Source organism: Paenibacillus sp. J22P143, from assembly GCF_059692035.1.
Map to the genome: position 1 here is coordinate 51,281 of NZ_JCAUAQ010000001.1, position 22,793 is coordinate 74,073.

The following is a 22,793-nucleotide window of genomic DNA, read 5'->3' on the forward strand; positions in this document are numbered from 1 at the left end:
AAAGCGGCTTTTTTCATCTCTCACGAGCTCGAAAGATTGAGCCTGAGAGTCCAAACAACAAGTAAACTAGGCCTAAGAAGTAGAAAATACTGACCACACTCATATAGTGAAGCGCCATCCCTCCCACTAAAGGGCCAATGATACTTCCCACGCTATATTGGATCGAAGCTATTATATTGGCAGTTGGCAGCAGATGTCGCGGCAAAATATCAGCTGCATACGCTAACCCTAGCGAAAAGAAAGATCCAACCATCCCCCCTGCTACACCTAAACAGAGTCCAAGCCCCCATAAGTTCGTCCCAACTAATGGAACGCAGCTAAAAGCAATGGCTCCAATAATAGCCGTTCCCATCAAAATCGGCTTTCTACCTATACGGTCACTCCAAACACCGAGCGGCAGCTGCATGATAAGGCCTCCAATGCCGGTAACCGGAAGCAAAAGTCCAATCGTCGACTCAGATATACCTATACGAAGCCCATACAAAGGAAAATTACTATTCAGCGTTGCTTCCATATAGCCAAAGAGAAGTGACGTAATAAGCGGGAACCATGCTAATGAAATGACCGTTGTAGCACGTTTGTGCGCGGCATCCATGCGTTCTGCCCGTTCTGGCTTCTCATTCTTGAGCCTTGTCAGGAGGATCAATATAAGAAGAAAGAAAGCACTTGTGACCATAAAAGGTACCCAAACCCCTGCTTTTAGCAACGTAATCCCTAATGGTCCCAGACTAAACCCAATCCCATACGCCATTCCGTAGAGGGAGATATTGCGTCCTCTCTTCTCCTTCGGACTGGAGGCTACAATCCAGAGTTGTGTGGCAAAATGCAAAGCGCTGTCCCCAATGCCCACTAGAAGACGCAGTACAAACCAAAAACCAACATGCTGCCACACGGGGAACAGACAATTGGCGATTATAATCAAGCTCATTCCGATCATAATGACGGGTTTATAGCCAAAACGTCGAACAGGCTTTTCTATGAAGAACATTGTCGCAAAAATCCCAATATAAAGAGCCGCCGCATTTACACCGTTAGCATCAGTTGAAACACCCGAACGATCTAGCAAAATCGTGAGCAAGGGCAGGAGCATACCCTGACTCATTCCCGCCACGATGATTACCATAATTAATGTGGTTAATTGATAATTGGAACGCAGTAATTTAAGAGCCATTCCCAAAATCCACCGTTTCCCATCTCTCGGCATAGTCATTTAGCTTGCCATGAAGGGGAACACGGAACTGCGTAAATATGACGAGTCTTGCTTTTTTAATCCACTCTTTGAAGGATGGGTATGTAACAAACAGGTTCGCGTAACGGTCACTCATACAAATAAAGTGAGGCCCGGGAGATTTCTCTGCAAGAAAGCTTAAGGAGGTATCAAGCGGCGTGTATTTCTTACGCTTTCCTTCCCATTTATCCACTTCTGCTTGAAGGGGTGTATCTACATTCTCCAACAGCTCTTCGAGATGCTTCACACGGGCATAATAAGGCATTTCGGCACGAATATCCATCCTGCGAAGCGTTTCCTCGTGCTGTGGGTAAAAAATCGCGCGCACGAATTTCCGTTCCTCTGCCCACGTCATAAAAGCGCACATTTCGTGCTCTGTCCAGTCTTCGAATGTTTCGAATACCAAGACGGTTCCCTTCTGTGTTTCTGCCGGGGGTTCATACCCGAAGGGTACTTTAATTTGATCTCTTGCCATAGCGTCCTCCTCTAGTTGTCTATATACCTTGTTGAATATTGTAATGACCCTACTCCTATGTGTAGTATACCCCTTCGATGTTTATGAAGCCATTTCCTCGATTGGATTACGCGAACGCGTTGCGTTATAATTTGGGGGTACGTATTTTTGATTAAGGGAGACCTACAGTATGAGAGATCCAAGACTTCAGACTTTTGCCCGAAACATTATTCGGTATTCCGTGAGCCTACAGCCCGGTGAGAACATATTGATTGAAATGATTGGTGTTAAAGACCCCGAACTCTCGAAATGCTTAATTGAGGAAGTTCATGCTGCTGGAGGTAACCCCTTCATCGAATTGCGCGATCCTGCGATAACGCGGAGTCTACAAATGAAAGGCACACAAGCACAATTCAGCGCGTGGTCTGACATTGAGCTTGCTCGGATGAAACAAATGGATGCCTACGTTGCTGTTCGCAGCGGCGATAACATCACCGAATCCTCCGATGTGCCTGATGCGCAAATGAAGCTGTTCCTGAAGTACTTCCAACGTCCGATCTTCGACGAGCGTATTAATAACACCAAATGGGTCGTTATGCGCTATCCGAATCCTTCTATGGCGCAGCTGGCTGGTAAAAGCACCGAAGCCTTCGAGGATTTCTACTTTAATGTGTGTAACCTTGATTACAGCAAAATGGCGAAGGCCATGGAATCCCTTGTCGATCTGATGAATCGCACGGATCGCGTTCGTTTGATCGCCAAAGGAACGGATCTCAGCTTCTCGATCAAAGATATCGGGGCCGTTCCATGCTCTGGCCTGCGAAACATACCGGATGGCGAAGTGTATACGGCACCTGTGAAAGATTCCGTAAATGGTGTCATCAGTTATAACACGCCAACCATCTATATGGGCACATCCTTTGAGAACATTGTGCTGACCTTCGAAAATGGCCGCATTACTAACGCAACCAGCAACGATACCAAGAAATTGAATGAGATCCTTGATACGGATGACGGAGCTCGCTTCATTGGCGAATTCGCGATTGGCGTGAACCCTTATATTCAACATCCGATGAAAGATATATTGTTCGATGAGAAAATTGATGGAAGTATCCATTTCACACCAGGTCAAGCCTATGAAACCGCGGATAACACCAACCGTTCTTCCGTTCACTGGGATATGGTTCTGATTCAACGACCTGAATATGGCGGCGGCGAAATTTATTTCGACGATGTGCTTATTCGTAAGGACGGTCGCTTCGTCATTCCTGAGCTGGAGAAACTAAATCCAGAAAACTTAATGTAGTTAACTATAGGAAGTAGTGTCAAACTGAAAAGCAGTTGAGACTTCCGAGAAAATGTTCTCGGTAAGCTTCAGCTGCTTTTTTAACCTAACCAATGGAAAATGACCTTTTCCGCGGATTCCGAATGCTGGGGTAAACTTGCCGGGATCAGCTGTGAAGTGTGACTCTCCTGACCAAGTAGATTAGGTGTGTTTTCATTTGAAAGTATGCGCACCTCAGCGCCTTTGGGTACGAAAGGGAATACCTGCTGTATGTCCTCATTCGTTAATCGAATACAGCCCAGGGATTTATTCCCTCCGATGGAGCTCTCATCATACGTGCCGTGTAGAGCGATTGCACCTAGTCCTAGGCCTGCATGACCATAGCTCTGACTTGTCTTCCCATTTGGCTGTTGAACGCGGTCTACGACCCGAAATTCACCTTCTGGTGTGCTCCCATTGGCACCGAGTCCGATTTCTTTTTCCCATAACAAATAGGGGCCGCTAACGAGCTTCAATTGATACTCCGCCTTATTGACATCGAGATGAACGGGGTCAAAAGGAACCCCTGTTCCTCCTACGGTATTCGCATAAAACATGTGTGCGACATCTGCCGCTTTGGGGTCATATACCCACCCCCCATCACCGTTGTAAACTTCAGTGACCACATTGGAGCCAGATACAGCTTCGATAGGGATGAAGCTCAAATAATTATTAGGATAATCCTGCAGTAACGCATCTATTTGCGGCGGAGCTTGTCCAACATCCGTTCGATACGAATCCAAAGCGGTTCGAACTAAATTAGCACCAATCGCGCTAAGCGGTTGGTGCTCTTCAAATTCAGCGTTCAAAAACCGGATGTGAACCATGGCGTCTGTCTCAGGCTGATACGATGCGACGACCATCGCGCGCTTGATATCGGCCTCATTGGTCAGCAGCTTGGTTTTCCCTTTATCCCTGTTATCCTCAGAGACAATGCCATAAATCATAATATTTGCATTCGGTATTTCTTTGGCTAAAACCAAGGCTTGATCATGAAGCTTCTTTTCGATTTCTGATCGCGTGGTCTCAGGCGTGAGATACAGGATAAAAGGCTTGTCCACCGTCTCATAGGTTACCTGAGCGCCTACTCCCCAAATTTTCATTTTGGAAATCGTCCGAGAGATCGACTGATCTCCAACAAAGAACAAAACTAAGAGCACATTCAGAATCAGCAGTACGAGCAACAACATTTTCATAAATGGAGGTAATAAGGGCTTGGGCTTCACTTGTAATGTCTGTTCTAGATTCGCAACATGTGAGGCTTGCTGCTGATCTATCAAGTGAATTGCACGATTCGCAGCAGAATAGAATGGTGAGGGATAGGTTTTGAGCACTTCCGTATAGTGAAACCGAGCTCTTTTCCAATTCCCCTTCTCGCGAAACTTCTGCCCCAAATTGAAGTGAGCCTCTGGAGAATTCGCATCCAAATAACGAATAACCTTCTCATGATAGAGCGGATCAGCATGACTAATGAACAAATTTTTGTGCAAATGGACGAGTTGATCATCGAGTTGGTTACGGAATCGTTGGTTTCGTCGGAACATTTGGCTCCTCTCCGTTCAGAAATGTAGTTTGTCTCGCCAGATGAATGATACGAAAAGTATCTCTGATACATAATGTATCACGCGTTAAATGGAAAGACAACCCTTTTTGTTGCTGAACGATCCATGAAAACCAATAACCCAAAAAGACGCCATCAGCCAATACTTGTTTGGCCGAGAACGTCTATTCATTCATCCTATTAAAACCTTAATGAGCAACTGTATTATACGTCATAATCCAGATTGAACCGGCTACGATGGTCAGTAGAATAACAAGTCCAAAGATCAGTGCCATGATATTCCACCGGGCATTCTCGCCCTCTTTGACATGCATAAAGAAAAACAATTGCACACCAAATTGAAGTACGGCTGTGATGAGAATGATAACGATGCTCCCCGTCTTTCCAAGCATGTGGTTCATCACAGCTACAAGCGGGATGATCGTCAAAAGAATCGAAAGTGCGAAACCAATGATATACGATTTCAATGAACCATGCGATTCATGATTGTGCGAATTTGTATGCGATTGACTCACCTACATCACCCCCATGAGATAAACGACTGAGAAGACGAAGATCCAAACGACATCAAGAAAATGCCAGTAGAGTGAAATGACCGCGACTTTACGTTTCGTTACCGTTGTAATTCCACGGCGTTTCAATTGCAAGATGATACCGATCATCCAGATTAAACCAACGGAAACATGCAATCCGTGCGTACCTACCAACGTGAAGAAGGCAGATAGAAAGGCACTGGTGCTAATCGTCGCTCCCTCATGATTAACCATGTTAATGAATTCTGCGAGTTCTAAGCCAATGAAAGAAGCCCCAAGAAGCACGGTTACAATCAACCAACCGATCAATTGCTTCATATTCCCTTTGTGCATGCCAAGCACGGCCAAACCGCTCGTAAAGCTGCTTGTTAGCAAGATGAATGTCTCCGCGATGATACCTGGCATTTTGAATAACTCTTCAGCCGTTGGTCCTCCATTGGTATTTTGGTGAAGGACGATATAGGTCGCAAAAAGCGACCCGAATAAGATACAGTCTGTGATCAAAAATATCCAGAATCCAAACGTCTTCATAGATTCATGTTGTTCATGTTCATGATCGTGATCATGATGATGCCCAGCTTGCGAAACCGCGTGTGCCATTACCCCTTCACTCCTCTCCAAGCGTCTTCTGTCGCTTTCACTTCATCCGCTGGAATATAGTAATCTGTATCGTAGCTGAAGGAACGAGCCCACATACAGAGGGCAACACCGATCAAGGCCGGAATCGTAAGCCACATCCAATTCCATACGAAACCGAATCCTGCGAAGAACCACATGGCCGAAATGATGAATGGGATTCCTGAATTCTTAGGCATATGAATCGGTTCATACGTTGTAGGCACGGGTTGTTTCTTAACCGTACCTTGCTTCTCTTCCCACCAGACATCAGCCACTTCTGCTTTCGGCAGCACGGCAAAGTTATAAATTGGCGCTGGTGAAGGAATCGACCATTCCAACGTACGCCCATCCCACGGATCGCCCGTCACTTTGTGCTCCTTTAAGAACTTTATGGAGTGCGCGATTTGCCACACTTGGAAGAGGAAGGCTAACCCCATCAAGAAGCCGCCGACGGTAGAAACGACGTTTAACGGCCCCCAACCCATATCCCAGCTATACGTATACGTACGACGAGTCATCCCGTCCAAGCCAAGGAAATATTGAGGCATAAAACAAACGTAGAAACCAATGTTCCATAGCCAGAAAGCCCATTTGCCCAGATGCTCATTGAGTTTAAATCCGAACATCTTCGGCCACCAGTAGTATAATCCCGCAAAGTAACCAAAGGCTACCCCACCGATCAAGACCTGATGGAAATGCGCAATTAAGAAATAGCTGTTATGGAATTGGAAATCAGCAGGCGCTACAGAAAGCAGTACCCCCGTCATCCCGCCAACTACGAAGCAAGGGATGAATGCGATGGTCCATAACATCGGAGTCGTGAATCTAATTTTACCCCTGAACATTGTGAACAACCAGTTAAATACCTTGACACCTGTCGGTATGGCAATGAGCATTGTACTAACCGCGAAGAACGCGTTCACATCTGCACCTGACCCCATCGTGAAGAAATGATGAGCCCACGTAAAGAAGGAAAATAAGCTAATAATCAACATGGCGAAAACCATTGATTTATAACCGAAGAGCGTTTTTTTCGCAAAGGTTGATACCACTTCAGAGTAAATACCGAAGGCAGGCAGGACCACGATATATACTTCGGGGTGACCCCACATCCAAATTAAATTGATATACATCATCGGATTGCCGCCGCCGTCTAAGGTGAAGAAGTGAGCACCTAAGAAACGATCTAAAAATAGCAAAGCAAGTGTGACGGTTAAGATGGGAAATGCGAAAATAATAATGATACAACTTGAAAATACGGACCACGTGAACATTGGCATTCTCATCAATTTCATTCCAGGTGTACGCATTTTCAAAATGGTCACAATAAAGTTAATCCCCGTTGCTAAACTACCGATCCCGGAAATTTGAATCCCCCAAATATAGAAATCCTCCCCAACGCCTGGGCTATGCGACATTTCAGATAAAGGCGGATAGCTTAACCAACCTGCATCTGGTGAACCTCCGATGATGAAGGATACGTTGAAAAGCATCGCGCCCCAGAAGAACATCCAGAAGCTGAGGGAATTCAAGAACGGATATGCGACATCTCGCGCTCCGATTTGCAGTGGAACTACGATATTGAACAACCCGAACATCAGCGGCATCGCCATGAACAAAATCATGATAACGCCGTGCGTGGTGAAAATTTGATTGTAGTGTTCAGGCTGCAAGAACTCACTGTCCGGCATAGCAAGCTGTACACGCATTAGCAGCGCATCAACACCGCCGCGGAACAGCATTAGAATCGAACAAATGATATACATGATCCCGATTCGTTTATGATCAACACTGGTTAACCATTCGCGCCAAAGCCATCCCCATTTCTTGAAGAAAGTCAGAACGAATACAATCGCCACCAGAGTGAGCCCAATACTAACTTGAGCCCCCAGAATCATCGGATCGCCTGTAACGAAAAACTCGGATGCGAAATCTTTTATTTTATCGAACATGAGATGATCTCCCTTTCGTGAAACTTTAATCTGTATCGATTACTTTGCACCATGCGTTTGACTATGGTCCATGTCACTATGATTCATGCCGCTCATTGCGTTTTCTTTCTTCTCCGTTGTATCTGATTGACTCGCAGCATGACCGCTATGTCCAGATTGACCCTTCGTGTATTTCGTTACAATTTGTTCGAAAAGTCCGTCTGGGATCGAGGAGAAATATCTCACGCCTGATTTGCCAGGCATTGCTAATTCCTCATAGCTTTCCTTTGTTAATTTCGTAGGAACCTTCTTCGTTTTGGCAATGAAGGAATCGAAATCCTCACGTGACGTTGCATTCACATCAAAGGTCATGTCAGCAAAATGCTCGCCGCTAAAGTTCGCACCCGTTCCGAAGTAATGACCGATTTCATCTGCTTGCAAATACAGTGTCATTGCCATGCCAGACATCGTATAGATTTGACCGCCTAGCTGTGGAATCCAGAAGGAATTCATAGGTGCATCTGAGGTTAATTCGAACTTAATTGGCGTATCCTCAGGGATTTGCAAATAATTGACAGTCGCAATCCCTTGCTCTGGATATGTAAATAACCATTTCCAATCGAGTGAAGTGACTTGAACCGTTATGGGCTTCTTATCAGACTCTAATGGTTTGGCAGGATCCGTCGCGTACGTGTATTTCACAGTGATGACAGCGATTGCTCCAATAATAATGATGGGGATAGCCCACCAAATCGTTTCCAATTTCGTACTATGAGACCAATTTGGATCGTACGAAGCTTTATTTCCCTTTGTATCGCGATATCGCCATACAATCCAAGCCGTTAAGACTAAGACAGGTACGAGGATAATGGCGCATAACACAGTGGTAATGACGATTAAATCTTTCAGTTCAGCACCCACGGGTCCCTTAGGATCCAAAACCATAGCTTGACTGCATCCTGACAATACTGCGATGATGGCGACCATCATGAAGATCAACGATGCTTGTTTAAGCTTTCTCTTCTTCATTTTTACTTACCTCCCATTCGACATCACTAACTATTATCAACATATCATCTTTCTTCTGTAAGTTCATTATCAACTAACAGATCTTAACAAATACGTCAACGGTTCGACGTTGTACTGTAAAACAAATGTCACAGAACGTTTGTTGACTCTGCAGGAGCAGGAAAAATATGAACAGCAAAAAGCCTTTCAAGTATTAGACTTGAAAGGCTTTTATAGTATTCCTTTGAACCCTGGTCCTCATTCACCTTTGGAAACATTGCGAGAATGAACCAAATGAATCGCTGTGCGAATCACATAAATGAAGACACTACCCACCATGAAACCAATACCAACCATTAAAGTCGTATTCGTATCACTAAAACTTTCTATACTTGCTAAGCTAAGTACTAAACCAATCGCAAGCAACGCCCAAGCGGAAAATGTCATTAATTTCACTAGAGGCATAACATCACGTTCAATGTGCTCAACCGGATTTGCGGACACAGCTTTATTCGACATTATTATCACTACTCCTGACTTATTTGTACATGTATATTCCTAGTATACCACAAATGGTCGCATTTGTTCATATTTTATTCACACGATGATCAAACTTTGGACAAAAATGCTAAAAGTGATTCCGTTCCATATTTATCATGCCATATCGTAGGGCTCCGTATGCAAATTTCTGAAGGACTATATAGAATTGCTGAATAACTCGATCCGCTGGGGCATTCATACAAATAAGGGCCGACTAACGGTAGTTCACCTACCGATGGTCAGCCCTTGTTAATATGTACGTACTACTTCAGAAGTGTGTAACCGCCGATAATCGGAAGCGGTTTGACCTGACCTTGTGCCGCTGCAACAATGCCCAACACAGCTAAAATGACCAAAGCCAAGTTCGCAAATGGCTGTAGGAACCAACCGATGAACGGGATAATGCCGAGCACGACATTTACAATGACCCACGCCAAAAACAAGGTAAGTCCTTGATTGGCATGGTAATACGCATACTTGGAGTCTTTCGCCGCAATCAACGGAACGAAAAACAAGATATACGCAATAATGGCCATTCCTTTGTTACTTTGAATATCCGTGGAATCGTACATAGACTGCACCTCATTTTCTCAGAGTTTACTCTTCCAGTATATTCAGATTCCCCCAGCTATTCGCCCGCGTTTGGACAAAACATAAATTATTTTTGTCACTCTACATTCCCTTTGTAGCAGATTCCCAATCCCGCAATAATTGTTCCTCACGTTCTGGTTTTAATCCAGCTAGTCGAGTAACCTCCGGGTCACGACCTTGATCCCAAGCCAGCGTATCTCTGGCAGTGACTGCGAGCGGTCTTGTTTTTAAACCCGATTTGAACGCTTTCGCGTTATTAAGCTGCAGCATGCCGATCAGACTGTCGCTAGGTAACCAAAGCGGAAGTTCCATCCACGGACCCACTTCATGTTCTAACAAGAACGCTTCCGTCACCCATGTCAGTGTCGTCTCGTTATCATTAGACCTACAAGCTTCTACAACCTCTTTCATTGCATACTCATTACCGCTTGCATGAATTGTCCCTGTGACTCCTTGTTCAATTAAATCCAACGTCCAAGCAGCAAGATCACGTACATCAATGAATTGCAGTCTGCGCTCTTTCGGCAGTGGAACTAACACATGACCACCTCGCTGCAAGCGAGCAGGCCAGTACGTGAATCGATCTGAGGCGTCATAGGGTCCTACGATAAGACCTGGACGAATAATGAGTGCACCATGTGGAAATACCGATTTGACAACCTCTTCACACTCAGCTTTCAACGCACCATACCGTTGCCCAGGATCTGCGGCATCCTCCAATCGCATTACAGCTGCGGATTCATCCAGATGAAGCTGCTTTAAATCCGCGTACGCAGAAACAGAAGAAATAAATGTGTAGTGCTTCGCACAGCGCTTAAGGATCTCTGTTGAAGCCGCTACAGCCTCAGGCTGATAGCCGCTCGTATCAATAACCGCATCCCACTCACCTTCATTCAGTTTAGCCAAATCGACATTCCGGTCCCCCAGAATATGCCGAACCTGTGGAAATGCTTGTGCATCGTGAAGCCCACGATGAAATAATGTCACTTCGTGACCCTTCCATAGAGCCGCTTCCGTTAGGGCTCTTCCCAGAAATTTGGTGCCGCCAAGAATTAGAATATTCATGGGTTACCTCCTGTACAAGTTTATTGGTCAATCCCATCTAGGATGACTCTTGCTTTCCTGACCTTCTCTTCCTCAACAGCTCCATCCACACTGTTTTTCTCTCTTACTGCAGTGCCTAGATGAACACTTTGCACACCCGTAGATTGGACAAATGAGGCCAAGCTATCAAGTGTAAGTCCACCGCCAGGCAAAATGTTTACATGGCTGCCTCGGGTCATAGATACTAGCATGCGAATTTGCTCAACAGCTTGCAGTGCACTCGCCGCCCCGCCTGAGGTAAGCACGGAGCGGACTTGTTTATACGTAAGGAGCAGTTGTAAAGCTTCAGCTTGCTGCTCTATGTCATCAAACGCCCGATGGAAGGTGATGGGTAAAGATGTAGCACCTATAAGAATGTCTAGCGTAGGACGATCAATCTCATGCTTTTGTGTTAACGTGCCGAAAACTAGGGCGCTAGCACCAGCTTGTTCTGCACTTTGAATCGATTGGATCATACAGGCAACATCATCGTCCGACATGTGAAACGAACGGGCATGCGGCCGAATCATGACGTGTACAGGTATGTGAACAGTGGATCTTATTTGTTTAATAAGCTCAATTTCAGGCGTTAATCCGCCCTGTTGCAAATCAGCAACGAGTTCTATCCGATTTGCACCGCCTGCCTCAGCACACTTAGCATCTTGCAGTGTAGTCGCGATTACTTCCAACAACATGGTTCGTACAACCTACCCTTCTAAGCGCATTACTTCTCACCCCACTCTATCACAATTGGACAACACAAAAAACTCCATTAATCCATTCGATTAAGGAGTTGAGATTATGATAAGGTTAAGTTCGTTATGCTAGATATTCGAAGCCGTCTGCCATTGTTGTTGCACTTCGACGAGTTCAAGATTGGCAAATGATCGACTAAGCTTCAACATTTTCTCTGTTGCTGCTAATTTCGGCAGTGGTGCACTCATCGCCTTGCCTTTGTAACAAACGATAAACAACAATTTCATCACCTTCGCTTTCTTGGTTTACAACATGAGATTGGATTTTCATTTTCTACTATAACATTCGAAAGACCCCCTCAGCTTTGAGGGGGTCTTTCGACATTTCGACAATTTTCGCTTAATGCACTTACACTATTGCTAAATCTGATAACATCGCTCGAACATCTTGGACCAATTGGGCAGCATCTGCCGCGCGATTTACGACATCGACACGATCCATATCTACGATTAGAACTTCAGAAGCATGATAGTGATTCATTACCCAGTCATCATAACCTGACCATAGCCTGCGATAATAATCGACCAGCGATTGATCCTGTTCAAAGCTGCGGCCGCGAAGCCCGATGCGATGCATCACGGTATCGAAGGAAGCTTTCAAATATACCATAAGATCCGGCGATTTCTTAGGAAGCTCCGCCAATTCGGACATCATATTGTCAGCCAAGCCTTCATAAACATCAAATTCCAGCTGAGAAATTCGTCCTAGCTCACGATTCACCTTCGCAAAGTACCAATCCTCATAAATACTTCTATCCAGTACATTGCGATTATGTACTAATGCCTGTTTAATGGCCTTAAATCTCGTATTCAAAAAGTGCAACTGCAACAAAAAAGGATAACGATGCTTTTCGATTTCCTCAGGTGATGCTGTGTAAAAAAGCGGTAAAATTGGATTATCATCGACACTCTCATAGAAAACATTCGAATTTAGTTCTTGTCCAAGTAAAGTGGATACAGATGTCTTACCAAGACCGATCATTCCCCCAACCACAATCACTGCCATTGACCCCTTTCTCCTTCTACCCAATCTTAATTTACCTACTGTCAATTCAGCAAAGCTTACCTATTATACAAGGAATTCAAACGTGAGGGAACCCTCTTTTTTTTCCTTTATCGCTCGCCTTCTTCTTCTCGGGTAATTCGCTCAATAACCGCATGTAGATCGTCGGGACGCAGTAATTCAATCGGGGAGACACCTTTCTCGAAATGCAAATAATCCCCTTCAATCAGGATGACATAACGCTCGCCTTGTCTGGCAATATGCACTTTTCGCCGGTAGTCTGCCAGCTGCGCTTTCACAGTAATATGATCAAGTTTCATACGCATCTCCAGATCTGGCTTCTGTTCCACCAAATAGTTAGCGGCATCCATCACCATCTCCGTTGACCACTTCTCTTGAAGCTCGCGTTTCTCGCTCGCTGCCCAAATTTCCAAATCCTTTTCTTCCTGCTGGCGCACCTCTGGGTTGTGCTCGAAATCCCTTTCCAGTTGTTGATGAACGAGGCCTAACACCTGACTATGCAAAATTTCTGGCATCTACTGCTCATATTCTACATATTTTAGGAATCCTCAAAATAACGGGCATGTGAAGCTTAATGAATTTTCAGCTCCGAGGGTTCGATCATACCTTCCTCGGGCATAAATGGATATTGAATCGATTTCATGTTCTTCGCGTTAATCGCCATTTCCACTTGATTGAGCTTCAAAATAGACATTCTTGATTGTATTTGGAAAAAAATCGAAACTCCACAAAAAAATTGAAATCAAGGTGTGATGATTTCAATTCTCATAATGTCTTTATTAATAAGTGCTTAATAATCCTATCCTTAAGACAGAGGTGTATAGATGATTTACGGAACGAAGCTACTTGATACGGATTCAGAATTATTTGCTGCAGCCTTAACGAAAACGCCTGTTTATGTGTGGTCACTCGATCAGCTAGGCGTATATTACCAAGTAACTACAGGGATAATCGTCAAATACACGCCAGATCATGTACAAGTTTACAATGAAAATAACGACACTGTTTCAGCTTGGTATTCAAGAGAAACATCTGAATTTAGTATCGGATTCTAAACATGCGAAAACCGCCGTTTCCGGATCAACCCGACGGCGGTTTTCAGCTTTAATTATTGTCCAACTTAAACGAAATGATTATGCTCCTCCGAAAAATTAGGCAAGAACACATCGATTGTCGTCCCATACCCTACTTGACTCTGGATGTTCATGATACCTTTGTGTGCTTCCACAATCTTGAAGCACATCATTAAACCTAAGCCAGTCCCCTTTTCCTTCGTCGTGTAGAAAGGCTCCCCTAGCTGTTTCAATCGTTCCTCTGGTATCCCGCATCCGTTATCTTGTGTCCGAATTCTAATTTGATCCCGCCCATGTAACGAAACGATCATTTTGATCTGTCCGTCTTTCGGAATGGCCTCTATCGCATTTTTGACTAAATTAATGAATAACTGCTTCAAATGCATTTCAGAGCAAATAATTTCGGGTATATCTGTTTGGAATTCCAATAAAAGCTGCACATTACAGAGAACGGCTTGCGTATCCAACAATGCAATGACCGATTGTAAAATAGCACCTAAATCGCTTTTCTTATAGGTAATTGCTTCAGGCTTTGCGATAACAAGGAATTCACTTACGATGAAATTGATTCGATCTAACTCAGATAACATAATATCAAAATAATGCTTCTTGTCTTTTAAATCATGTTGAAGCAGCTGTAAGAAGCCGCGAAGTGAGGTCAATGGATTTCGGATTTCATGCGCAAGTCCCGCGGCGAGTTGGCCTGCTACTGAAAGCTTGTCTGACTTACGAAGAAGCTCTTCCGTTTGCTTACGTTCCGTAATATCTCTCGTAATTCCTGCGAATCCGAAAATCTCACCTTTTTCATTCTTAATCGGTGTTTTCGTAATGCTAACATGAATCAATTGTCCATCTTTGCGAAGGCGAACCGATTCTTTTCCCGATATTTGCTTCCCTAACCTGAGCAACTCATACATCTCTTTACGTTCACTTTTCATGTGATTCGAGTAAATCGGCAAAGGATGACCCCTTAATTCCTCTTGACTCCAGCCAAAAATATGTTCGTGCGCTGCATTAACGGAGATAACTCTCTCATTTAGATCAAGCACACAAATCGCATCTGAGGTATTGTTAATAAAAGACTCAAGCAGCTCCTTCGTCTCTCGGAGCTCCGTCTCCATTCTTTTGCGCTCTGTAATATCTACACACGAGCCAATGACTTCAATCGTTTGATCCTTTTCTATGATAGGCCGTAAGGAAGTCAAATAAGTAATGCCGGCAAAGGTTGTCTCGAACATCACATTATCACCATTCCAAGCCTGGTGATAATAGGCTTCGATAGATGCGGACAATGAGTACGACAAAATTTCGTGCAAACTTTTCCCAACAATGTCAGATGGGTTATGTCCTATACGATACAGCAACTCACCATCACATAACGTATGGATGAACTTCCCATTTATTTCCCTGAACTTCAATGTCATCCCTTGTTGTCTTCTCACGGTGTCATGAAGGTCTTGCTGCGCGACCCGGAGAGATTCTCGATCCTTATTGAATTGTGTGATATCCTTCGCAATCAAATACACACCGTCCAAATTATCATTGACAATAATTGGCACATTTTTCACACCGAGTTCAATTCTATCTTCGTTTTTATGACGAAAAGCCAACATGTAATTATCAGTTTGTGAAAGTATTTCTACAGCTGTAAGCAATTCTTTGTCGTCTTGCTGAAATAACTGATGGATGAATTGGTCCTTCAATTCATTCTCCGAATAGCCCAGAATCCGCTCCATGGCTGGATTGACGAATTGAATACGACCTTCCGTATCACATGTTAGAATACCCGCAGGATTATGTTCAATCAAAGACTTATAGCGCTGCTCGCTTTCAGCAAGCTTTCTTTCCATTTCAGACTGCTGGGAAAGATCCTTTACTTGAACAATGAATGCTTGAGGTTCGTTGTCTGAATCTAACATGACGGACATCCGCCAGTCCACGCTTTTAAACGATATATCCTTATGTTTCATCTGCATTTGAACATGAAGAGAATGCTGCTCCCCGCCAAGCAATTTCTCCATGATGTGATCTATGTGTCGAGCTTGATTAGGTTCAAATAATGTCTTCATATTCGTAGTTAGAAGCTCCTGTGCCGAATAACCAAGTATGTCACTTAAGCTGCGATTCATTCTCAGCCACTGACCTTCGAGCGAGATCAGAGCCATTCCCGTTGTCGTGAATTCAAAAATCGCATCGAACGAAGGCTCTATTTTCGATTGCTTCATATATTTTCCTCCATGGTACATGCTTAGATGATGACCAACACCGTTTGATAAATTCGACAATAACAGTTCTAATCCTGCCTTTACAGCCCTTCGAAACGAATTTGTTCTCGAAATGTGCCTTGAGTTCCGTCAATATGTTAAAATGTAAGGGGTCATTAATCTTCATTTCAAGCTGTAGGAGGAATGCTCCCTTGCCAAATATTTGGACACATTTAATTTTCGGACAAAAAGTCATGAATGAACTGGGTCATGCGTCGGTCTTGAACGATAAACAGCAACGAAACATTTTTTCACTCGGCTGCCAAGGACCCGACTTTCTTTTTTATCATAACTTTCTACCTTGGAAAAAAGACAAGAAATTAAATGAACTCGGAAGTCTCATGCACAAGGACGCCTGCGGACCGTTTCTACTTGATCTTGTTCGTCAGGTACAAGGCAGAGGCTTATATAATCCTGCCGTTCTTTATGTGCTAGGATTTTTGACGCACCACGTTTTGGATCGTAATTTGCATCCCTATGTATTCTATAAGTCAGGCTTCAAGAAATGGGATCATCAACGCTTTGAAATCATCATGGATACCATCTTTGCCAAGCATGAGCGAGATATTCAAACGTGGAACACACCGGTATGGAAAGAAATTTACGTTGGCGAAAAGCTCCCCCTTGGTATCGTTCCTGCCCTCTCCGCTGCTGCAGCGATTCATTATCCCGAAATCGCTTCACAGATGCGCGAGTCCGATTGGGATATCGCCTACTACGACATGATCCGTGCACAACGGTTATTTCATGATCCAAGTGGACTCAAACGTATATTGACATTCGGTCAAATATCACCATTAGTATTTACGAAGCATCCGGCACCGCTCGATTATTTTAATGAAGCCAAGACGGCTTGGAACTGTCCGACGGATCTCAATGAAACCTACACCTATAATGTGTGGGAGTTACTGGACATAGCGATGAACGACGCAACCAATGTGCTTCACGCAGCTATTCAAGTCTTGCAACGAGGCACGAAGGCTGATTACGACGCTTTTGGCGAAGTACTCGGAAATCGCTCTTATGAAACGGGTAAAAACTGCGAGCTACACTTACCAATTACCTATGTTCAATCCATTTTGTGAGTAGCTAGGCATTCCTTACACACCTTAAACATACTATTCGTTTCTGAGCTCGGGTTTCAGTCTATAGGCGTGAAAAAAACCGCGAATTTTGTCATTCGTGGTTTTTACGATTCGTATAATTCGGGATTTGCCAATCGATCTCTGTCATTTCAAGTCGATTTAAGATGGAATTAACTTTAGAGAAGGGCTTACTACCGAAAAATCCGCGATACGCCGATAGCGGACTAGGATGGGCCGACGTCACAATCACATGTCTCGCCACGTCAATGAATGACGCTTTAGACTGTGCATGACTTCCCCAAAGCAGGAAAATAACAGGCTTTTCTCTCGCACTTAATGCTTGAATGATCCGATCTGTGAACCGTTCCCAGCCCATACCCTTATGGGAATTAGGCAAGGCCTCACGGACGGTCAAAACCGTATTTAACAACAGAACCCCTTGATCTGCCCATGACTTCAAATAACCATGATCAGGTATGATAAATCCAATATCTGACGCTAATTCTTTGTACATATTTCGTAATGATGGAGGAATTGCTACCCCAGGTTTCACGGAGAAGCTGAGCCCATGTGCTTGCCCATTCCCATGATAGGGGTCTTGTCCCAGAATAACAACCTTTGTATCCTCAAAGGAAGTCCACTCCAAAGCGCTAAACACCTCATCCTCTGGCGGATAAATGGTTTGCTGAGCAAACTCTTCCTGAAGAAACTGCTCTAATTCCTTATAGTAAGGATCTTGAAATTCCTCTTCTAACACAGTCAACCAATCATTCGCTAATGACCTCACTCGGCAGTTCCCCTATCCACTCATTCGGTGCCCAATGCACCCGTAGCAACATCCTTCAACACAATCTTTCCATCCGTTTCTGTTCCGTCAGCCAGGACAAGCTTCAGCTTTGTCGTTTTCCCTTTTTGGACAAGAGCCTGCACCTGTGTATCCGTTAAGCTTCGTCCGAAGCTTTCCTTCCAAATGACGAAGCTGCAGCCTTCCTTATAATGCGAGCAGCCGTAACCTTTTCGCCCCATGAAGAGAGAGCCGCCGCAACCAGGCCTTGGGCACGTGGCGATGAACGTACTTGTTCCGTCGCCTGCTGGCTTCGCAGCTGGGGCTTTCTTCTTTGCAGGAGTTTTCGCTGTGCCGTCCCCACCAGAAGCCGACTTAGCTGAAGCTGAGCCTCGTTTACCGGAAGCCTCCGGTGCATTCTCACCTTCGAAATCCGTTTTCGAAGCTCTAGCTTGCTTGCGCACCTTATCGACAATAAGCGTCGCGAATCTTTTCACATTATGCATAAACTGCTCATCCGAGGCCGTGCCACGGGAAATTTCGTTCAATCTGCGCTCCCATTGCCCCGTCATCTCTGGTGAAGTCAGCAGCTCAATACCCGCTCCACGAATTAATTCAACAACCATTCTGCCCTTTTGTGTCAAAATGATTTTCTTCCCTTGCATGTCGATATAACCGACTTTCTTGAGCCGTTCGATCGTTGCCGCTCGTGTCGCCGGCGTACCTAAACCAGAATCCTTCATCGCATCGCGCAGCTCTTCATCCTCGATCTGCTTACCCGCACTCTCCATGGCCTTCAGCAAGGTCCCTTCATTAAAATGCTTAGGCGGCTGCGTGTCTTTTTCCTTCACAATCGCATCCGTACAAAGCACTTCCCCATTGGCATCAATGGAGAATGGCTCGTTGACTTCGACCTCTTCCTCGTCATCAGTGTCTTCCTTCTCTTTGCCCTTTGCGGCCTTCGCCTTTTCCTTCTTCTGATCGGCGTAAATGACCTTCCAGCCCAACGATAGCAATTCTTTAACGGTTGTCTTAAAAAGCTCTTGTTCCACTTCCGTCATGACCGTATGAACCTTATAGGCTGCTGGCGGGTAAAATTGAGAAAGAAAACGTCTCACGATGAGATCGTACAATTTCTGCTCGTCTGGACTTAAGCCAGAAGCCTTTTTATTGGTAGGTAAAATGGCATGGTGATCCTCTACCTTGGTTGGATTACAGATGAATTTATTATTAATATGAACAAGATTGCGATTAGCACCTTGAACAAGTTCATGGTAAGCCGTACCTTGCAAGGCGTTTAACGCCTTATGCATGTCTGGAATATTTTGCTCCGTCACATAGTTGGAATTCGTTCTTGGGTAAGAAATAACTTTGTGTTTCTCATACAAGGCTTGCGCCGTATCTAGGGTCTTCTTGGCCGAAAAGGCATATTTCCCGTTCGCTTCCCGCTGTAATAAGGTCAAATCATACAATTTGAATGGGAATTCTTTGGTATCCTTCACTTCATAGGATTGGATCCGAGCTGGCTTCCCTTTCACTTTCGCAGCAATCGCTTCAGCCTTCTCTCCATCTGTAAAACGCTCGCCCTGCCACATCCCTCTGTACGGAATGTCGCCTTGCGCGAAATGCCCCTCCAGATCATAAAATTTAAGCGAGGAGAACGCCTCAATTTGCTTCTGACGATCATAAATAAGCGCTAGCACTGGCGTCTGAACGCGACCTACGGAAAGCAACACATTATGCTTGGTCGTAAACGCACGTGAACCATTCATCCCAATCAACCAATCCGCTTCGCTCCGAGAGCGCGCGGCACGCGTCAAATTCTCGTATTCCGCGCCATCCTTTAAGGTTGCGAAACCATTACGAATCGTTTCCGAGGTTAAATCGGAGATCCATAACCGCTTAACAGGCTGATGCAGCCCTAGGTGTCGTTGAATAAGTGAGAAAATGTGCTGCCCCTCTCGCCCCGCATCGCAGGCATTGACCAAATGATCACATTTCTTCGCTAACTCCGCAATCACCTTGAGTTGATCATAGGTACGCGGGTTAGGAATCAATTTAAACTCGGAAGGAATGATCGGCAGATGATTGATATTCCACTTTTTATATTTTTCATCATAGTGATCCGGTTCAGCTAGTTCAATCAAATGACCGATTGCCCAAGTGATGATATATTGCTCACCTTCAAGGTGAGACCTCATATTTTTGGCTTTTGGCTCTATTGCGGCAGCTATGTTTCGCCCCATGTCGGGTTTTTCCGCAATAATTAATGTCTTCAACCACAAATCGCTCCTAACTTGTGATTCCCGAAGCATCGCTGGAAATCAGATTCTGTCGATTCAGTGTATCCCACTTTATAAGCGCCTGCAATATCGATCACGCGAAATACGACTTTTGGCACAAAAAACGTAAAAAAACCTTCACCCACTTAACGTGGAATTGAAGGTTCAACAGAAAAGCTCGTTAGACCAGCTTCCCATTCCAATAATAGCTATCTTCCCGGTATACCTTGAAAGCAATCTCCACTTCAGATATACCTAGTGACAAGATATGCTTTGTGACTACCTCTGCGTAAGCATCGCGAATCTCCTGCCCTCGTTCGAACCAGCCAACCTCTATAAATGGATAGGTCTCACAAATTTCCCCTTGAAAGATGGAGACGGTCGGGAGGCACTCCAACATAAAATTGTCTGTTCCACAAGAACAGACCTCAGCTAATTCTGAAATAAGCGCTGTACTAATGGATTGGATGTGTGGAACACTTATACCTCTAATAATCATATGCGGCATTCTGAAAAGCTCCTTTTTGTACAGGTGCGGTTAAGCTCTCATTAACTCTTTTATCGTTTGCAGGGACACCCCTGTTTGATGGTAAATTTCAATGAGTGTGGCACGTGGATGCGCTCGAACAAAATCCTTCACTTTATGCGAATCGTTCAAAACTAGCTGCGAGCAGCTCATACACCTTGTTTCCCACTTCGTGAGAAATACGCGCCCACATTTATCACAATTGCAAAGAGACATCCTGACACTCCCCTAAAAACGATGAATAACCTATCTATGATTATCTCATTCGTTAATGAGGTCCGGTTTATGGGGGTACACCAGAAAATTAATTATGAATTTCTACCACATCGCCAACCTTGAGCTCACCTGGATGCTCGACGTAGGCAACAATGCCTCTTGCTTGCTGTGCCTTTTGAATAAATAACTTCGTTAAAATCGGCTCACCATAGTGGCTCGCAATGATACGCCCAGGACCGGAGCAAGGCTCATTCTCTCCTTCACATACCAACCCGCCGCCACTAGGAAGAATCATCCGGATCCCCATTGGCAGCTTGGTTAACTCGGGCACTCCGCTTACAACAATATTGGCGCCTAACCATGCTGGTTTGATTTCCTCCACACCAATGCGCTCAGCAATATCCTGCAGCTCTTCCACAGAAACAATACTGAGCTGACGTCGATTCATGATCTCCTGACCACGCTTGTACATGGGCTGACGAACATCCGCTTTGGCAAAGATACCGAAATGGCGATCTCCCTCCATCCCGCCGAAACGCAGCTCCACACGCTCAAGCTCTCTTGTCACAAATGTCGATGGATCATCTGCAATTAGGATCGCTTCAATTCGTGCATGAATGGGCATGCCTATTCCCCCCTACTATCATTTAAAACCTACAACTGCACAACTTCGTGCATCGGCCAATGCACACCATCCTGCCAACCCAATACAAACGCTTCCCAGCGTCTCTCTTCAGGAAAATCAACCAGGTTGCCGAAAAATCTGCCGATTGTTACATACTGTGTATGATGAGCTTTGAGCGCAGCAGCCTTAACAGTCCACAGCGTCTCTGTATCAACGGTGATTGACGGTTGATGTCCTTGAGCTCGCAACAGCGGGGATACCGCATAATAAAGCTTTCTTACACTCGGACAAGCTCCGCTATGCACAGCTGCTGTTGTCGCCTTGGAAATAGCAATATGATCACGATGGCCATTGCCACCGTCTTCCGCAAACGTAAACACGTGCTCTATTTCATGCCGCTGAATAAACGAGATGACACCTTGAACTAATGCCTGAAAATCAACCTCATCAAGTTGACCATCTGGCCATTTCAAATGCTCAACCGCAGCAATCCCCAGGATTTCAGCAGCTACATTCATCTCTTGTTCTCGTAATTCAGCTAACTCTAGGCGATTCTTCGCACGCTCTAACCCTTGTCGACCCGCATCGCCTCTCGTGGCTAACAGCAAGACCGGGGGCTCTCCTTCGTCAGCAAGACGGCGAATGAGGCATCCGCTTAAGAATGTTTCATCATCAGGATGGGCATAAACAAACCCGTTTCGAGACCCCATTGCACGTCCTCCTTCATTACAACGTCATTTAAGCTAAAATCGACTCAATATCCGCGCCAATTTCCGCTGGTTCCGTACGTGCACTGTATTGTTTAACAACATTACCGTTCGTATCAACTAAGAATTTCACGAAATTCCATTCAATGTCGTTAGTAGCATAAGGCTCAGGCGTATGGCTAAGCAGGTAAATGTACAACGGATGCGCCTGCTCACCTTTTACATCGATTTTATCAAATAGCGGGAATGTCACTTTGTAGTTCAGCTCGCAAAACGCTTGAATCTCTTCGTTCGTACCTGGTTCTTGACCAGCGAATTGATTACATGGAAAACCGAGTACAACCAAGCCTTTTTCTCGGTACTGCTCGTACAGCTCTTGAAGACCCTTGTAGTGCGGAGTAAGTCCACAAGCACTCGCGGTATTTACGATGAGAAGAGCCTTCCCTTTATATGCCGAAAGTGTTTGTGTTTCGCCTGTAATCGTCTCAACCTCGATATCATAAATAGACATGAATCCCTTCGCCTCCATCAAATTCAATTTCATACCTTCTGAGTATACCATCCCTTTCCACAGATGCCCA

General features: G+C 44.7%; 25 protein-coding genes. 3 read left to right on the forward strand and 22 right to left on the reverse strand.

Going from position 1 to position 22,793, the window contains the following annotated elements:
* Window positions 1–13: 13 nt before the first annotated feature.
* Both AC58PQ_RS00300 and AC58PQ_RS00305 read right to left on the reverse strand, forming a co-directional pair.
* Window positions 14–1,171: an MFS transporter gene (locus AC58PQ_RS00300; RefSeq protein WP_497240013.1), complete on the reverse strand. Its 1,158-nt coding sequence runs from the start codon at window positions 1,169–1,171 to the stop codon at window positions 14–16.
* Complete coding sequence (locus AC58PQ_RS00305) at window positions 1,161–1,703, reverse strand: hypothetical protein (RefSeq protein ID WP_497240014.1); 543 nt, start codon at window positions 1,701–1,703, stop codon at window positions 1,161–1,163. Before AC58PQ_RS00305 ends, AC58PQ_RS00300 begins: the two co-directional genes overlap by 11 nt.
* Before the next feature lie 169 nt (window positions 1,704–1,872).
* On the opposite strand from AC58PQ_RS00305, the gene AC58PQ_RS00310 reads away from it, so the two are divergent.
* A complete protein-coding gene (locus AC58PQ_RS00310) occupies window positions 1,873–2,988 on the forward strand; it encodes an aminopeptidase (protein ID WP_497240015.1) in 1,116 nt (371 codons plus the stop codon).
* 80 nt (window positions 2,989–3,068) lie between these two features.
* Here the strand turns inward: AC58PQ_RS00310 and AC58PQ_RS00315 are convergent, their stop codons facing one another.
* From AC58PQ_RS00315 to AC58PQ_RS00375, 13 genes are all read right to left on the reverse strand, one after another.
* Window positions 3,069–4,550 (reverse strand): L,D-transpeptidase family protein, encoded by a 1,482-nt coding sequence (locus tag AC58PQ_RS00315; RefSeq protein ID WP_497240016.1) that lies wholly within the window; start codon window positions 4,548–4,550, stop codon window positions 3,069–3,071.
* Window positions 4,551–4,755: 205 nt separating this feature from the next.
* Window positions 4,756–5,082 (reverse strand): cytochrome o ubiquinol oxidase subunit IV, encoded by a 327-nt coding sequence (gene cyoD, locus AC58PQ_RS00320; protein ID WP_497240017.1) that lies wholly within the window; start codon window positions 5,080–5,082, stop codon window positions 4,756–4,758.
* Window positions 5,083–5,700 (reverse strand): cytochrome o ubiquinol oxidase subunit III, encoded by a 618-nt coding sequence (cyoC, locus tag AC58PQ_RS00325; protein ID WP_497240018.1) that lies wholly within the window; start codon window positions 5,698–5,700, stop codon window positions 5,083–5,085.
* Entirely contained in the window at window positions 5,700–7,670 is a 1,971-nt protein-coding gene (locus tag AC58PQ_RS00330; RefSeq protein WP_497240019.1) for a cbb3-type cytochrome c oxidase subunit I, read from the reverse strand. The genes cyoC and AC58PQ_RS00330 overlap by 1 nt, the downstream gene beginning before the upstream one ends.
* A gap of 39 nt (window positions 7,671–7,709) precedes the next feature.
* Window positions 7,710–8,678 (reverse strand): ubiquinol oxidase subunit II, encoded by a 969-nt coding sequence (gene cyoA, locus AC58PQ_RS00335; protein WP_497240020.1) that lies wholly within the window; start codon window positions 8,676–8,678, stop codon window positions 7,710–7,712.
* Between the two features lie 237 nt (window positions 8,679–8,915).
* Window positions 8,916–9,176 (reverse strand): hypothetical protein, encoded by a 261-nt coding sequence (locus AC58PQ_RS00340; protein ID WP_497240021.1) that lies wholly within the window; start codon window positions 9,174–9,176, stop codon window positions 8,916–8,918.
* A 284-nt stretch (window positions 9,177–9,460) separates the two neighbouring features.
* The gene (locus tag AC58PQ_RS00345) at window positions 9,461–9,769 is read right to left on the reverse strand and encodes a DUF4870 domain-containing protein (RefSeq protein WP_497240022.1); all 309 of its coding nucleotides are present in this window, start codon (window positions 9,767–9,769) and stop codon (window positions 9,461–9,463) included.
* Window positions 9,770–9,869: 100 nt separating this feature from the next.
* Complete coding sequence (locus AC58PQ_RS00350; RefSeq protein ID WP_497240023.1) at window positions 9,870–10,853, reverse strand: NAD-dependent epimerase/dehydratase family protein; 984 nt, start codon at window positions 10,851–10,853, stop codon at window positions 9,870–9,872.
* Window positions 10,854–10,873: 20 nt separating this feature from the next.
* Window positions 10,874–11,566 carry a copper homeostasis protein CutC gene (locus tag AC58PQ_RS00355; protein WP_497240024.1) on the reverse strand — a complete coding sequence of 231 codons (693 nt, stop codon included), beginning with the start codon at window positions 11,564–11,566 and terminating at the stop codon, window positions 10,874–10,876.
* Window positions 11,567–11,695: 129 nt separating this feature from the next.
* Window positions 11,696–11,854 (reverse strand): hypothetical protein, encoded by a 159-nt coding sequence (locus tag AC58PQ_RS00360; protein WP_497240025.1) that lies wholly within the window; start codon window positions 11,852–11,854, stop codon window positions 11,696–11,698.
* A 121-nt stretch (window positions 11,855–11,975) separates the two neighbouring features.
* Window positions 11,976–12,632 carry a deoxynucleoside kinase gene (locus AC58PQ_RS00365; protein ID WP_497240026.1) on the reverse strand — a complete coding sequence of 219 codons (657 nt, stop codon included), beginning with the start codon at window positions 12,630–12,632 and terminating at the stop codon, window positions 11,976–11,978.
* Between the two features lie 107 nt (window positions 12,633–12,739).
* Window positions 12,740–13,165 carry a DUF3900 domain-containing protein gene (locus AC58PQ_RS00370; protein ID WP_497240027.1) on the reverse strand — a complete coding sequence of 142 codons (426 nt, stop codon included), beginning with the start codon at window positions 13,163–13,165 and terminating at the stop codon, window positions 12,740–12,742.
* 56 nt (window positions 13,166–13,221) lie between these two features.
* A complete protein-coding gene (locus AC58PQ_RS00375) occupies window positions 13,222–13,335 on the reverse strand; it encodes a DUF3900 domain-containing protein (RefSeq protein ID WP_497240028.1) in 114 nt (37 codons plus the stop codon).
* Between the two features lie 139 nt (window positions 13,336–13,474).
* Between AC58PQ_RS00375 and AC58PQ_RS00380 the strand changes: the two genes are divergently transcribed.
* The gene (locus tag AC58PQ_RS00380; protein WP_497240029.1) at window positions 13,475–13,705 is read left to right on the forward strand and encodes a hypothetical protein; all 231 of its coding nucleotides are present in this window, start codon (window positions 13,475–13,477) and stop codon (window positions 13,703–13,705) included.
* 65 nt (window positions 13,706–13,770) lie between these two features.
* Here the strand turns inward: AC58PQ_RS00380 and AC58PQ_RS00385 are convergent, their stop codons facing one another.
* Window positions 13,771–15,948 (reverse strand): PAS domain S-box protein, encoded by a 2,178-nt coding sequence (locus AC58PQ_RS00385; RefSeq protein ID WP_497240030.1) that lies wholly within the window; start codon window positions 15,946–15,948, stop codon window positions 13,771–13,773.
* 191 nt (window positions 15,949–16,139) lie between these two features.
* On the opposite strand from AC58PQ_RS00385, the gene AC58PQ_RS00390 reads away from it, so the two are divergent.
* Window positions 16,140–17,072, forward strand: a complete 933-nt coding sequence (locus AC58PQ_RS00390) for a zinc dependent phospholipase C family protein (protein ID WP_497240031.1) — start codon at window positions 16,140–16,142, stop codon at window positions 17,070–17,072.
* 91 nt (window positions 17,073–17,163) lie between these two features.
* Here AC58PQ_RS00390 and AC58PQ_RS00395 read toward each other — a convergent pair whose 3' ends face one another.
* The 6 genes from AC58PQ_RS00395 to AC58PQ_RS00420 form a co-directional block, all read right to left on the reverse strand.
* Window positions 17,164–17,859, reverse strand: a complete 696-nt coding sequence (locus tag AC58PQ_RS00395) for a uracil-DNA glycosylase (protein ID WP_497240032.1) — start codon at window positions 17,857–17,859, stop codon at window positions 17,164–17,166.
* A 20-nt stretch (window positions 17,860–17,879) separates the two neighbouring features.
* Window positions 17,880–20,135, reverse strand: a complete 2,256-nt coding sequence (locus tag AC58PQ_RS00400; RefSeq protein ID WP_497240033.1) for a type IA DNA topoisomerase — start codon at window positions 20,133–20,135, stop codon at window positions 17,880–17,882.
* Window positions 20,136–20,319: 184 nt separating this feature from the next.
* On the reverse strand, window positions 20,320–20,646 hold the full coding sequence (locus tag AC58PQ_RS00405) for a DUF1904 family protein (RefSeq protein WP_497240034.1): 327 nt from the start codon (window positions 20,644–20,646) through the stop codon (window positions 20,320–20,322).
* A 322-nt stretch (window positions 20,647–20,968) separates the two neighbouring features.
* Window positions 20,969–21,505 carry an MOSC domain-containing protein gene (locus AC58PQ_RS00410; protein WP_497240035.1) on the reverse strand — a complete coding sequence of 179 codons (537 nt, stop codon included), beginning with the start codon at window positions 21,503–21,505 and terminating at the stop codon, window positions 20,969–20,971.
* A gap of 29 nt (window positions 21,506–21,534) precedes the next feature.
* Window positions 21,535–22,215, reverse strand: a complete 681-nt coding sequence (locus AC58PQ_RS00415) for a PIG-L deacetylase family protein (protein WP_497240036.1) — start codon at window positions 22,213–22,215, stop codon at window positions 21,535–21,537.
* A gap of 28 nt (window positions 22,216–22,243) precedes the next feature.
* A complete protein-coding gene (locus AC58PQ_RS00420; protein ID WP_497240037.1) occupies window positions 22,244–22,723 on the reverse strand; it encodes a glutathione peroxidase in 480 nt (159 codons plus the stop codon).
* Window positions 22,724–22,793: the final 70 nt, after the last annotated feature.